Origin of the sequence: Streptomyces sp. SID3343 (assembly GCF_009865215.1) — a bacterium.
Lineage (GTDB): Bacteria > Actinomycetota > Actinomycetes > Streptomycetales > Streptomycetaceae > Embleya.
The window spans coordinates 1-13,048 of the sequence record NZ_WWJX01001520.1 but is presented as its reverse complement, the minus strand read 5'-3'; the positions used below and the strand labels follow the sequence as shown (position 1 = coordinate 13,048).

General features: G+C 69.5%; 12 protein-coding genes. 5 read left to right on the top strand and 7 right to left on the bottom strand.

Features of this window, described 5'->3' with window-relative positions; translation table 11 throughout:
- The 3 genes from GT354_RS48295 to hrcA all read right to left on the bottom strand — a co-directional run.
- Window positions 1-1,039, bottom strand: a 1,039-nt coding sequence (locus tag GT354_RS48295) for a nitronate monooxygenase (protein ID WP_161364313.1), incomplete at its 3' end; no start/stop codon positions are given.
- A 327-nt stretch (window positions 1,040-1,366) separates the two neighbouring features.
- On the bottom strand, window positions 1,367-2,497 hold the full coding sequence (dnaJ, locus tag GT354_RS48290) for a molecular chaperone DnaJ (protein WP_161364310.1): 1,131 nt from the start codon (window positions 2,495-2,497) through the stop codon (window positions 1,367-1,369).
- A gap of 2 nt (window positions 2,498-2,499) precedes the next feature.
- A complete protein-coding gene (gene hrcA, locus GT354_RS48285) occupies window positions 2,500-3,516 on the bottom strand; it encodes a heat-inducible transcriptional repressor HrcA (protein ID WP_161364308.1) in 1,017 nt (338 codons plus the stop codon).
- A gap of 138 nt (window positions 3,517-3,654) precedes the next feature.
- Here hrcA and GT354_RS48280 point away from each other — a divergent pair, with 138 nt between their 5' ends.
- Window positions 3,655-4,410: an MBL fold metallo-hydrolase gene (locus GT354_RS48280; RefSeq protein ID WP_161364306.1), complete on the top strand. Its 756-nt coding sequence runs from the start codon at window positions 3,655-3,657 to the stop codon at window positions 4,408-4,410.
- Window positions 4,411-4,438: 28 nt separating this feature from the next.
- Window positions 4,439-5,269, top strand: coding sequence for a DUF3097 domain-containing protein (locus tag GT354_RS48275; protein WP_161364304.1), 831 nt, complete (start codon window positions 4,439-4,441; stop codon window positions 5,267-5,269).
- A 241-nt stretch (window positions 5,270-5,510) separates the two neighbouring features.
- On the opposite strand, the gene GT354_RS48270 is transcribed toward GT354_RS48275, so the two are convergent.
- The 4 genes from GT354_RS48270 to GT354_RS48255 all read right to left on the bottom strand — a co-directional run bounded on the left by GT354_RS48270 (window position 5,511) and on the right by GT354_RS48255 (window position 8,846).
- Window positions 5,511-5,747, bottom strand: coding sequence for a hypothetical protein (locus GT354_RS48270; RefSeq protein ID WP_161364301.1), 237 nt, complete (start codon window positions 5,745-5,747; stop codon window positions 5,511-5,513).
- Window positions 5,748-5,752: 5 nt separating this feature from the next.
- The gene (locus GT354_RS48265) at window positions 5,753-7,345 is read right to left on the bottom strand and encodes a hypothetical protein (protein WP_161364299.1); all 1,593 of its coding nucleotides are present in this window, start codon (window positions 7,343-7,345) and stop codon (window positions 5,753-5,755) included.
- 10 nt (window positions 7,346-7,355) lie between these two features.
- A complete protein-coding gene (locus GT354_RS48260; RefSeq protein WP_161364296.1) occupies window positions 7,356-7,664 on the bottom strand; it encodes a hypothetical protein in 309 nt (102 codons plus the stop codon).
- A gap of 288 nt (window positions 7,665-7,952) precedes the next feature.
- On the bottom strand, window positions 7,953-8,846 hold the full coding sequence (locus tag GT354_RS48255) for a phenylalanine 4-monooxygenase (RefSeq protein WP_161364295.1): 894 nt from the start codon (window positions 8,844-8,846) through the stop codon (window positions 7,953-7,955).
- Between the two features lie 336 nt (window positions 8,847-9,182).
- Between GT354_RS48255 and GT354_RS48250 the strand changes: the two genes are divergently transcribed.
- From GT354_RS48250 to GT354_RS48240, 3 genes are all read left to right on the top strand, one after another.
- Window positions 9,183-11,210, top strand: a complete 2,028-nt coding sequence (locus tag GT354_RS48250) for a dynamin family protein (protein WP_161364293.1) — start codon at window positions 9,183-9,185, stop codon at window positions 11,208-11,210.
- Entirely contained in the window at window positions 11,207-12,346 is a 1,140-nt protein-coding gene (locus GT354_RS56210) for a hypothetical protein (RefSeq protein WP_161364291.1), read from the top strand. The genes GT354_RS48250 and GT354_RS56210 overlap by 4 nt, the downstream gene beginning before the upstream one ends.
- 106 nt (window positions 12,347-12,452) lie before the next feature.
- On the top strand, window positions 12,453-13,048 hold a 596-nt coding region (locus GT354_RS48240; RefSeq protein WP_161364289.1), incomplete at its 3' end, for a hypothetical protein.

Here is a 13,048-nt window from a genome sequence, read left to right as displayed (position 1 = left end):
CCATCTCGTCGGCGAGCCGGGCGACGACGTCGGCGGCGGGTTCCTCGCGGGCGAGGCGCCGGCCCTGGCCTGCCCACAGGGCCAGTCCGTCGGGCTCGCCGGCGAGGGCGGCGGCCTTGCGGATGGGCGTGGTCAGGTAGTGCACGTGCGGGTAGACCGCGGGTGCCTCGCTCTGGTGCCGGGCGACGAACCCGTTGCGCAGGCCGCGGGCCCAACGGCCGGAGAACGCGCGGGTGAGCACGCTGCGGTCGAAGCGCGGGTCGACAAGGGCGGCCTTGTGGGCGGGCGGCGCCAGGCTTTCCGGGCAGCGCAGGAAGGCCGTGCCCAGTTGTACCGCGCTCGCGCCGGCCGTTCGCAGGGCCACGATCTGGCGGCCGGTCATGATGCCGCCGGCGGCGATCAGCGGCAGTTCGGTCTCGGCCGCGACCAGGGCGAGGAGGGTGAACAGGCCGTAGGGGGCGGTTTCGACCGGGTTGGTGAAGGTGCCCTGGTGGCCGCCGGCCTCGCCGCCCTGCACGCACAGCGCGTCCACGCCGCGGTCGGCCGCCGCGCGGGCGTCCTCGGGGGTGGTGACGGTGGCGATCGTGCGGGTGCCGGCGGCGCGAAGCGCGGTGACCACGGCGGTCTCGGGCAGGCCGAACATGAAGCTCACCACCGGGACGGGGTGCGCGAGCAGGAGTTCGAGCTTGGCGTCCCAGTCGTCGTGCTCGACGCCGGGTGCGGGCGTGCCGACCTCGCCGCCGTAGCGGCCGGCGGCCTTGGCCAGGGATCGGGCGTAGCGCGCGAGGAGTTCGGTCTCGGCCCGGGTGGGCGTGGGGTGCGGCATGAACAGGTTGACGCCGAACGGCGCGTCGCCGATCCGCGTGCGCAGGTCGGCGATGTCGCCGGCGAGGGCGGCCGCGGCGCGGTTGCCGGCGGGCAGGAAGCCCAGGCCGCCGGCGTGCGTGACGGCTGCGGTCAGGGCGGGGCCGGACGAGCCGGCCATCGGCGCCTGAACGATCGGCAGGCGGGTCAGACGGGTGGGGTCGGTGCTGCTCATCCGGCTCTCCGTGTCCTGGTTCGGCGCGCCTGGTCGGTCGGGATCGTCCGACTCGGGCCGTGGGGCCGGATCAGCCCGTGGGTCCGGCTCGCACCGTTCGTACAGATCGGGCCATTCATACGGCTCGTACGGCGCGGGCCGTTCGTCCGGCTCGGGCGACACATACCGATCACGCGGTGCGTACCCGTCACGCGGTTCGTACCGATCAGGCGGCCGGCCCGGATCACGCGGCTCGTACCGTTTCGCCGTGTCCCGCGAGCGGGTGAGCGCGCGTAGAAACGACGCGCGGATCGGGTTCGATCCGCGCGTCGCGTCGTGGCGTGGTGCTCAGCGTCCGTTGAACGCGTCCTTCAGACGCGAGAACAGACCCTGCTGGCCCGGCGTGAACTGGCCCGAGGGCCGCTCCTCGCCGCGCAGCTTGGCGAGCCGCTTGATCAGCTCTTCCTGTTCGGGGTCGAGCTTGTTCGGTGTCTGTACCTCGACGTGTACGACGAGGTCGCCGCGTCCACCGCCGCGCAGGTGCGTGATGCCGCGCCCGTGCAGCGGGATCGACTGGCCCGACTGGGTGCCGGGACGAATGTCGATCTCCTCGATGCCGTCGAGGGTCTGCAACGGCACCTTGGTGCCCAGCGACGCCGCCGTCATCGGGATGGTGACCGTGCAGTGCAGGTCGTCGCCACGCCGTTGGAACGTGTTGTGCGGGACCTCGACGATTTCCACGTACAGGTCGCCGGCGGGTCCGCCACCCGGGCCCACCTCACCCTCGCCCGCGAGCTGGATGCGGGTGCCGCTGTCCACGCCCGCCGGGATCTTGACGGTGAGCGTGCGCCGCGCGCGGATCCGGCCGTCGCCCGCGCACTCCGCGCAGGGATGCGGAACCACGGTGCCGAAGCCCTGACACTGCGGACACGGCCGCGACGTCATGACCTGGCCCAGGAAGGACTTGGTGACCTGGCTGACCTCGCCGCGCCCGCGACACATGTCGCAGGTCTGCGCCGTGGTGCCCGGGGCCGCGCCCTCGCCGTTGCACGTGTTGCAGGTGACCGCGGTGTCCACCTGGATGTCCCGGGTGGTACCGAAGGCCGCCTCCTCCAGCGCGACTTCGATCCGGATCATCGCGTCCTGGCCCCGGCGCGTGCGCGAGCGTGGCCCGCGCTGGCTGGCCTGGCCGAAGAACGCGTCCATGATGTCGCTGAACCCGAACCCGGCCTGTCCGAAGCCGCCGCCACCGCCGCCCCCGGAGGACAGCGGGTCGCCCCCGAGGTCGTACATCTGACGCTTCTGCGGGTCGGAAAGGACCTCGTAGGCGTTGTTTATCTCCTTGAACCGGTCCTGCGTCTTCGGGTCCGGATTGACATCCGGGTGCAGCTCCCGAGCAAGCCGGCGGAAAGCCTTCTTGATCTCCTCCGGGGTGGCGTCCCGCCGCACCCCGAGGGTCTCGTAGTAATCGGTAGCCAACTCTACGACTCCGCGAGGATCTGTCCGACGTACCGTGCCACGGCGCGCACCGCTCCCATCGTTCCGGGGTAGTCCATCCGGGTCGGCCCGAGTACTCCGAGCTTCGCCAGCGTTTCCTGCCCACTGCCGTATCCGACGGCGACCACCGAGGTCGCGGCCAGTCCTTCGTGCATGTTCTCGTGTCCGATCCGCACGACCATGCCCGGGTCGGTCGCTTCGCCCAACAAGCGAAGCAGTACGACGTGTTCCTCCAGTGCTTCGAGGACCGGGCGGATCGTGTTCGGGAAGTCCATGCCGAATCGGGTCAGGTTGGCCGTCCCGGCGAGGACGACCTTTTCTTCCTTGTGCTCGACCAGGGTGTCGAGGAGCGTGGCGAGGATGCCCGCCACGATCGGCCGTTCCTCGGCGGTGAACGGCTCGGTGAGGTCCTGGACGAGCAGCGGGACCTCGGCGAACCGCTTGCCGGTGATCCTGCTGTTCAGTCGCGCCCGGACGTCGGCCAGGAGGTTCTCGCCGACCGGTCCCGGAGTGTCCATCACGCGCTGTTCGACCCGCCCGGTGCTGGTGATCAGCACGAGCATGACCCGGGTCGGCGCGAGCGTGAGCAGCTCGACGTGCCGGATCGTGGAGCGGGTGAGCGAGGGGTACTGCACGACGGCGACCTGGTGGGTCAGCTGTGCGAGCAGTCGCACGGTGCGGCCCACGACGTCGTCGAGGTCGACCGCGCCGGCGAGGAAGGTCTGGATCGCGCGGCGCTCGGCGCCCGACAGCGGCTTGACGCCCGCGAGTCGGTCGACGAACAGCCGGTAGCCCTTGTCGGTGGGCACGCGGCCCGCACTGGTGTGGGGCTGCGTGATGTAGCCCTCTTCTTCGAGCGCGGCCATGTCGTTGCGGATGGTGGCCGGTGAGACGCCGAGGTTGTGCCGGTCCGCGAGCGCCTTGGAACCCACCGGCTCCTGGGTCGCCACGTAGTCCTGCACGATGGCGCGCAGCACATCCTGCTTGCGATCGTCGAGCATGGTGCGCACCTCCCTGACCCGTGGTTCTCTTCCGTTTCCGGCGGTTTGTCCCGCCGGTTGGCACTCCGTCCCGCCGAGTGCCAGTGTACGGGTCACCCGATCAGGACCGTACCCCTGCGTCCGTGCCAAGGTTGACGCATGGTACGCGCCGAACTGCCCGAACACGCCACGTGGGAGCCGATCGCGCCCGGCGTATTGCGCCGCCGCCTGCCCGGGCTCGAACTCAATGTGGCGGTCGTCACGGGCCGGGACGGGATCCTGCTCGTGGACACCGGTTCGCACGAACGCGAGGCCGCGGAACTGCTGTCCTCGCTCGCGCGCGAACTGCCCACCCACGACCTCCCCGATCGGGTGGTCGCGGTGGTGAACACGCACGGTCACTTCGACCACTGCTTCGGCAACGCCCACGTGCTGGACGCCTTCCCCGACGCGCAGGTGTGGGGACATGCGGGGCTACCCGCCTATCTTGCCGAACGGGCCGACGAGGGCCGCGCGGCCGGGATCGGGTACGGCTTCGACGCCGACCTGATGAACGCCGCGCGGATCGTGCCGCCCCGGCACGTCGTGGGCACCGGCGAGCCGGTCACGCTGGACCTGGGCGGGCGTGACGTGGTGCTGTACGCGCCGGGGCGCGGGCACACCGATCACGACCTGGTCGTGCACGTGCCCGACTGCGGCGTGTTGATCGCGGGCGACATCGTCGAGGAGAGCGGTCCGCCGCAGTTCGGCTCCGACGCGTACGCGGCCGAGTGGAGCGATTCGCTGGGCCGCGTACGCGAGTTGGGCGCACACGTGTGGCTGCCGGGGCACGGCGCGGTGGTCGACGAGGAGTTCGTGGCGCGCCAGACCCGGTGGCTCGCCGACGTCGCGGCCGGGCGCGTCGTACCGGACTGACACCCCGTCACCCGGCTAGCGTCTGGGCATGCGCAGCTACGGACCCGAGTCGTTGATCCCGCCGTGGAAGAAGGACAAGCCCGTCCCGGAGGTCGCGGCCGAACGCGATCTGGTCGTGGAGGAGGCGTCCACGGGCTTTTGTGGCGCCGTCGTGCGAGTGGAGAAGACCCCGGAGGGCTTCACGGTCACGCTGGAGGACCGGCACGGCAGGCTTCGGGTCTTCCCGATGGACCCGCGCGGCTTCCTGATCGACGGCGCGGTGGTCACCCTCGTTCGCCCCGCCCCCGCGAGCGCTCCCGCGCGACCTGCGCGGACCGCGTCGGGGTCGGTGGCGGTACCGGGGGCGCGGGCCCGGGTCGCGCGCGGCGGTCGGATCTACGTCGAGGGCCGACACGACGCCGAACTGGTCGAGCGGGTCTGGGGCGACGACCTGCGGATCGAGGGCGTGGTCGTGGAGTACCTGGAGGGCATCGACGATCTCCCCGCCGTGGTACGCGAGTTCGCGCCGGATGCCGAACGCCGACTGGGCGTCCTGGTCGACCACCTGGTGCCGGGTTCGAAGGAGAGCCGAATCGCCGCGCAGGTCACCGGCACCGAGGTACTGGTCGTGGGCCACCCCTACATCGACGTGTGGCAAGCCGTTCGCCCCGCGTCGGTGGGCATCGCCGGGTGGCCCGACGTACCGCGCGGCGTGCCGTGGAAGGAAGGCGTATGCACTGCCCTGGGCTGGCCGGTGGACCCGCCGCTGGCATGGCGACGCATCCTCGCATCGGTGAATTCCTACCGCGACCTGGAACCGACCCTGCTCGGCAAGGTGGAACAACTCATCGACTTCGTGACGGCCCCGCCCGAGACGTGAGGGGCGCCGGAATTGCTCGTTGTCACACAGTGCCGAGCACCCGGCCCGAAAGTATCCCAGGGCGTCGCCCCGACCTCGCGTCGCCGGTCATGGGCTGCGCGCTCGCGGCTCGCAGCACGTCGGGGGTCGATGCCACGCCGAGCAACCCAGGCCGCTCGCGGTGACCGACCGGATCGAGACGGCTTGCCGGGCGCCGCCCGCGTGGCAAGTCGATACCGGCTCGGACGAGCGTGGAGAGCCGTCAGGAGACGTGTGCTCCGTACTCCGGCCATTGACCGGGCGTTGATTTAGCCATGGCGTAGATCTTCATTCCGGCTTTTCTGAATTCGTAGTCGGCATCCCCTGTTTCGGGATTTATTTCTCGCGTCTCTTTGTCGATCACCAACGTTCTCGATTCTTCGGAACCATCGAACCCGAAGCTGTAGCGCACCACGTTTTGATCTTCGGAGATTTTGGTGAAATTTACGATTGAGGCCACGATCGTCACCATTCGGAATCAAGGTCTTCTCTTTGACTCGGCGGCACCTGGGAACCCCAGTCGTGCCGCTCGTTGGCCGCATCATGGGCCTCGTTGTACGTGCAACCGGGATGTTCCCTCATATACGTCAGTTCCGCCAGTTCATGTTCCAGCAACACTACATCCTCTGGGAGGTGTCGCCCTGCCCGCAGCCTGATCCAGGCTTCTGCGATGTCGGGATCCACATCGAACCGCTTCAACTCGACCTCCCCCGTATAGCGGTCCTGAATGAGATGCTCGGTATTCATCAGATGCTGTTTTATCGCGTTTATCTCGTCCGGCGTGAATCCGACCCTTCCGTCCACGCGTTCAATTTCCGCAGTGTGGGCCGATATTGCTGCCGAATCGCCTTCTTCCCGAAGGATGGCGTCATAGGCAGAACTCGCCCAGGCGTCCTGAGCTTCCATGTCGAGCAGACTCCTCGGGCGACGGCGGGCGCCGCTGTTGAGGTCGGCCGGACCGTTCAGGACATCCGTGACATTCCCCGGTCGTCGAGCACTCTGCGCCGCTTTCCCGCCCGCAGCACCACCGGCGACGCCTGACAAGACGTCGAGAATATTGAAACCCTTACCCGAGGCGGCGTCGATGATGGCAGCGGTGCCACCGCCGGCCAATGCCTGGCCGGTGACGCTGTTCAGGGCCGTGGGGGCCTTTGCGGCGAGGCCGGCTATCGAGTTCAGCTTGGTGAGGGACGCCAGCTTGGGGAGTTGTTGGGCGCCTGCGGACATGGTGCCGCCTACCGCACCTCCGGCCGCGCCGTAGGCAGCGGTCTCCAGGAGGTGGTCGGTCTTCATGCCGTCCTGGGCGCCCATGGCGATCTTGATCGGCTGGGCCACCGCGAGGTCCAGGAGAACCGAGGTCACCGCGCCGATGACGGCGCTGCCCACGATGGTGCCGATGATTTCGAGCACCGCGGCGCTGATCGCCACACCGCACGCCGTCGCCGCGGTCTCGGCGGCGGTGGTCGCAGCGGCCATTGCCGCCCCCGAGATGATGTTGACACCCGGGACGACCAACAGGCCGGCGCCGACCAGGATGGTCGCGGCCACGGCCAGGACTTCGGCCTTGAGGATGGTCTTCTGGGTCTGCACGGCATCGGCGAGCTTGCGTGCCGCCGTCGCCTGTTCGCGGCACGAAGAAGCTGTTGCGGGAAGCCAGTTCTGGGCTCCGCCTTCGTACTGGTTCCAAAACGCGGCGAAGTTGTCGATCGGCAGGCCGGTGTTGTTGGCGATCACGGCACGCGCCGGAGCGGACGCCCCACTGGTGACCTGATCGAGGGTCGTGGCCATCCGATCGTACGTCCCGGCCATCCGACGGAGCTTGTCCTCGTCCGCCTTGGGCCACGGCAAACCAAGGAACTGGACGACTTGCTCGACCGCCTCGTCGCCCAGGCTGACCAAGCCCTTCAGAACGTCCATGCACTCGTCGAGGCCCGCCTCCGCCAGGTCTACGACGACATCGAGCGCATGCCCGGCCTTGTCCAAACCGGCATCGACAACGTCACCGGCCTTGTCCAGGCCGTCTTCCACCGCATCGAGAGCGTCCCCGAACATCCCCATGGTTCGGCCGTCAACGCCACATCTTGGCGTTGGCTTCGTCCCGGTCGACCGTGTTGCTCACCATGGCCTCCAGGGTGGGCGGGATACTCGCCAGCCCTTGGGCCAGCACGCCGGCCCCGTCCACGATCACCGTCTGGTTCTGGGCGAAAGTCGTCCCGAACTCACGGCCGTTCTCGTCGTCGCCCCACGGCGCGCCCAACGCGGCCAACTCGGATCGAAAGGCGTCTGCGGCCACTCTGAGACGCTCCGCCTCCGCTACGAACTTGGGTATCGCCGCCCGGATATCCTCCGGAACGATTTTGATGTCACTGCCCGTCATGGGCCACCCCGTGGCATTCGCTTTAATGACAGTAAGTAGTCATTCAATCGCACTGGCGAACACAGTAACGAGGCTACGGCGGGCGCTCAAACCGATACCCTCTGCGCATCAGGGCCGGCCATCACCCGCACGCGGATCACATGCCCACGCGGTGATGACCGCGTCCGATCGTCGGGTGTGGCGGCGTGGGGCATGTCAGCCCGGGACCCTGGATCGGTTCGTTGCGAGGCAAGTGGCGGTGCGTGGCTGGGCATCGGCGCCGACGGCCACCCGCGCGGGAAGTGGTGCCTACGGCGTTTTCGTCGTCGCCGTCAACGCCGCGATCGAGTCGTCCGTGCAGGTCGCCCAGAAGGTGCCGACGAGGTCTTCCAGGTGGGTCATGGAGTCGGCCGCGTACAGGATGTCCTGGTAGTGGGTGATGTCGTATTGCATCGTGCCCATCGCGAGCAGGTCGAGCCTGCGGATGTCGACCGTGCGGAATTCGCGGATTTCGCCGTATGAGGACAGGATTCCGGCGCCGTAGGCCTTGAGGGCGCCGTCCTCGCGCATGACGCCGAATTCGAGGGTGAACCAGAAGACCTTGGAGACGAATTCGAGGGCGTCGCGCGTCTCGACCCGGCGCGCGGCTTCGCCCGCGACGCGGTACAGGTCGGCGAAGCGGTCGGCGGCGAGCATGTTGGCGTGGCCGATGACCTCGTGTACGACGTCGGGCTCGGGGGTGTACAGCGGGACGCTGTGGTGGCGGATGTACTGCGTCGCGTGGAAGTAGGAGTCGGCCAGTGAGCCGTAGAAGTCGCGCAGCGGGACCAGCCCGGCGGCGGGCAGGTAGCGGAAGCTCGTCAGCGGCCGCAGGGCCGAACCGACCTCTTCCAACTGCGGGATCCGGTCGGTGGGCAGTCCCAGGCGGGCGGTGCCCTCCAGGTAGTCCGCGACCGCGTACTGCGCGTGCGAGACGGTCAGCTCGCGCGAGACCCGGCGCCAGACCTCGTGCTCCTCGTCGGTGTACTCGACCTCGGGGATCGGGTCGCCGCGCGTGTGGTTCAGGGCCAGCTCCGCGATGTGATTGCGGCGCTCGCGATACTCGTCGTCCGCGAATCCGGGGTGGCTGCGGGACAGCTCGACCTCGACTCCGCCGTCGGCCCTGCGGGTGACCGGGGCCAGATACTGGGCCTCCTCGAACATCGCCATCTCCTGATCGCGTCGGATTCGGCTTGGCCGGACGGGCCGAAGCACCCATATATACCAGTATGCGTCGCTTATACCCCGTTTCGACCGATCGGGTGGCGACGGGAGCGACGCGCCGAGCGAGGGTGAGGGGCCGCCTCGGCATCTGCGTCGCGGCCGGGCGGGCCGTTCGCCCGAGGGGCGGTCCCGGGCGGTCGGGACACGGTCGGGGGCGCGCCCCCGGGTCGCCCGTCGGTCTCGGGCCCAAGACGCGTCCCGGGCCGCCGTGACAGGATCGCCCGTACATACGGGAGGGCACCGTCGAGAGGGGGCGCGGTGGTGGATGCGCACGGCGTGACAGCAGGACGCGCGCAGCGGCGCGACGTGGTCGAGGCACTCACCGAGACGTCCGATCACCTCGATTTCGCGCTCGCGATGGTGCGCCGCACCGTCGGCGACCAACACCGGCTCGCGGAACTGACCGCCCGCATCCGCGAGATCGAGACCCGGCTCCGGGACGACCGTTACTACCTCGCGGTGATCGGCGAGTTCTCGGCCGGCAAGAGCACCTTCGTCAACGCGCTTTTGGCCGACGACCTGCTGCCCACCTCGGCGCTGCCCACCACCGCCGCCGCGACCAGGATCACGCACGGCGAGACGCTCTCGGTCGAGGTGCGCTTCACCGGCGACGGGATCCGCTACGTGTACCCGTCGGGCCGGTACACCGGGGCCGCGAGCCCGCTCGGGCGGATGCTGCTGCACCTCGCCCCGCACGCGGACATCCCCGAGGACACCGCCGGCATCGTGCGCCTGCTCACCGCCGACGAGGCGATCGCGCCGCACGTACTGAGCCTGGAGGTCCGCCACCCCGCCGCCGCGTTGCGCGACGGCCTGGTCGTCATCGACACCCCGGGCACCAACGCCCGCGCCGGCCACACCGACATCACCCGCACGGTGATGCGCGACATCGCCGACGTCGCCGCCGTGCTCACCGCCTCCACGTCGCCGTCCCCGGTGTCCCTCACGGAGTTCTTGACCGACGCGCTCGACCCGGGGCAGATCCGCCGCTGCGTCATCCTGGTGACCAAGATGGACCACATCGACGAGGACGAGCGCGAGGACCTGCTCTCCCACGTCAGGCAGCGCTTCGCCCGCATGCTGCACGTCACCGATCCCGTGGTCGAGCCGGTCGCCGCCGAGCCCATCGTGCGCATCGCCACGGGCAAACCGCTGCGCGGCCCCGAACAGGACTACTGGGCCCAGGAGTTCCCGCGCACCCTGGCCCGGCTGCGCGACGCGATGCAGCGGCAGCGCATCGTGGCGGTGTCCGACCACCTGCTGCGCCTGTTGGAGGACCTGCTCGACGAACTCGGCCGTGAGGTGACGCTGGCCCAACAGCGCCTGGATACCGAGGAAACCGAGCTGGGCGGGGCTCGGATCGCCGACATGGCGGCGTTCGTCCAGGGCCGGCACGGCGAGAGCGCGCGACTGATCGAGCAGGGCGCGCGGCGCGCGGAGCAGTCGGTCGGCGGCATGGCGCCGCAGTGGGGGCGCTACACCCAGGCCGAGATCGACCGGGCGCTGGAACGCGCGTGCACACCCGACGAACTGCGCGCGGTGATCGGCACCCAGGCCCCCGAGTTGATCCGCCGCGGCCTGCCCCGGATCGGCGAGATCGTCCAACAGGCCGTCACCGGCGCGCTGTCCGCCGCGGCGGAGGCCGCCAAGAGCGAGGTGGACCGACAGTTCGAGGCGGCCTACGAAAAACTCGGCACCGTCGCCGAACTGCCGCGCCAGGGACGGGTCACGGTGCTCACGGGCCATCAACTGGCGGACGCCGCAATGCTGGCGTACCAGAATTCGGTCACAGGTGTGACCCAACAGATTCGAGCGGTGCGGCTGGACCCGGCGGCCCCCAAGACTCCCGGCGCGCGCATCGGCGGAGCGCTCGACCAATGGTTCGGCGGCGGTCGAAATGTCGAGGGTGGTCCGCATGCGCACCGGGGCGCGTTCGGCGGATTCATGGCCAAAGTGGCGGATTCGTTGTCTTCCACCGACATCACCGCACTGCGGAACCACGCACGCGCCGAAATGCAGCAGACCCTGCGAACGGTCGCCGCCGGTTTGTCACAGCAGATCGACGAGGCCGTTCGCACGGCAACCGCGCACTACACGCTCGACGTTTCGCAGCACATGGACCTGTATCGGGCCACGTACGAGGCGACGGTCGCCGAATTGGTGGCCGAGCATCACCGCCGTGAGGATATTCTCGCGGCGCGCAGAAGCCTGTTGCGGGATGCGGACAGGCAGACGGAACGGCGACGCGCGACGGTCAACAGCCAACGCGAGCGCCTCACACGCCGGGGGGAATTCGGCACATGAACGACTTCACGCACGACGACGATCTGTTCTCGGTGGTCTCGGACGACACCATCGACACACTGGACACCGCCGACGGGGGCACGGACGCGGCGGCACCACTGTGGGACACCGATTCGGGCGGCACCGTCGTGGGCGACGCGTATCCCAATCCGGACGGTACGTTCGGCGACCCGAACTACAACCCGTACGTCTACGACACCGACGGCGACGGAGTGGCCGACGTCGACGACGCGTCGCCGTTCGACCCGTACGGCCCGGGCTCCGACCCGGACACCGCCCCGCAGCGCAGCGAGGACTGGCGCAACGACCAACTGGAGAACGCCGAGCAGCAGGGCTACGACCCCCAGGACCCGTACGCCGATCCCTACGGCGACCCGTCGGGCTACGACCCGTACGCGGACCCGTCGGGTTACGACCCCTACGCGGATCCGGCCGGCTACGACCCGTCGCAGTACGACCCGGCGGGCTACGACCCGGGCGGCTACGGCGACTACGAACACTCGGCGTACGCGCCGTGGGGCGCCGACATCGACGAGAACGGCAACATGGCGTACACCCCGCCGAACTGGACCCCGGACCAGTTCGACGGCGCCGGCGACCCGGTCGGCGACGCGCAGTACTGGCAACAGCAGACCAGCCCGACCAGCTGCGCGGTGGTGACCCAGGGGATGATCCTGGAGAAGCTCACCGGCATGCCGCTGGACGAGAACGCGCTGATGACGCAGGCCGAGCAGGCGGGCATCTACGACCCGCAGACCGGCACCCAGCTGGAGGACATCGGCAAGCTTCTGGAGATGAACGGCGTCGACGCCGACCAGGTCCAGAACGCGGACATGTTCCAGTTGCTCGACTCGCTGGAGCGCGGTGACCAGGTCATCGTCGGTCTCGACGCCAACGAGATCTGGCAGCCGATGCACGACACCGTCACCGACGCGCCGCTGGAGCAGAACCCGCCCGCCGGGCACGCCGTGTGGGTCACCGGCATCGACACCCAGCCCGACGGCTCGGTCTACGTCCTGCTCAACGACCCGGGCGCGCCGTTCGGTTCGGTCGAACCGATCCCGCTCCAGGACTTCGTCAACGCGTGGCAGGACTTCGGCTCCGACATGACCGTCGCCCACCCCGTGGGCGCTTGAGCGTCCGACACCACACCGGATTCGACGAATCGGATGAATCCCGCGAATCCCACGAATCCGATGGGTTCGCTGGGGTCGATGGATTCGACGGGAGCAGGGAAAACACATGTCGTTCGATCGTGAACACGTACTGCGCCAAGCCGCGCAGGTCACGCCGCGTCGGCGGCCCGGCGTCGCCGGCCTGCTGAGCGGAATCCACAGCAGCGACGCGCTGCGCGGGTGGGTCACCATGGAATCGGTGGCGCTGCCGCCGATCCCCGAGCGCACCGCCGACGGGTGGACGCTGTGGAGCCTGATCGGCGTGGGCCGGCCCGCTCCGGGGCGACGCGATCTGCCGATCGGCCCCGTGTGGGGTGCGGTGCAGTGGGCGTGGCCGTCCGAGGACGTGCTGCGCAAGGTCAGGCTGACCGAGCTGCCCGAGGTGGCGAAGTCGGTCGAGAGCACGTCCGAGGACCCGGCCGCGTGGTCGCTGTCCATGCAGGCCGAGGCGTTGGCCGAACGGGCCCGCTTCTTCCAGTCGTTGAGCCGGTTCCTCGCGGACCCGGAGGCGGAGGCGAAGGGCGGCCCGCGGATCCTCGCCGGGCTGTACGCGCGGGTGATGCCCCCGGGGGCGGTCGCCGCGTACCACCGGCTCGTTCCGTCCACGGCCGGGTGGCTGCGGGCGGGTGCGCCGCGTGAGGCGGGGCCGCGGCGCGAGTCCGG

Excerpts from the sequence above, each read along its gene's own strand:
- hrcA (WP_161364308.1), bottom strand. The coding sequence starts at position 3,516 with ATGCTCGACGATCGCAAGCAGGATGTGCTGCGCGCCATCGTGCAGGAC.
- GT354_RS48265 (WP_161364299.1), bottom strand. The coding sequence starts at position 7,345 with ATGGGGATGTTCGGGGACGCTCTCGATGCGGTGGAAGACGGCCTGGAC.
- GT354_RS56210 (WP_161364291.1), top strand. The coding sequence starts at position 11,207 with ATGAACGACTTCACGCACGACGACGATCTGTTCTCGGTGGTCTCGGAC.
- GT354_RS48255 (WP_161364295.1), bottom strand. The coding sequence starts at position 8,846 with ATGTTCGAGGAGGCCCAGTATCTGGCCCCGGTCACCCGCAGGGCCGAC.
- GT354_RS48275 (WP_161364304.1), top strand. The coding sequence starts at position 4,439 with ATGCGCAGCTACGGACCCGAGTCGTTGATCCCGCCGTGGAAGAAGGAC.
- GT354_RS48280 (WP_161364306.1), top strand. The coding sequence starts at position 3,655 with ATGGTACGCGCCGAACTGCCCGAACACGCCACGTGGGAGCCGATCGCG.
- GT354_RS48260 (WP_161364296.1), bottom strand. The coding sequence starts at position 7,664 with ATGACGGGCAGTGACATCAAAATCGTTCCGGAGGATATCCGGGCGGCG.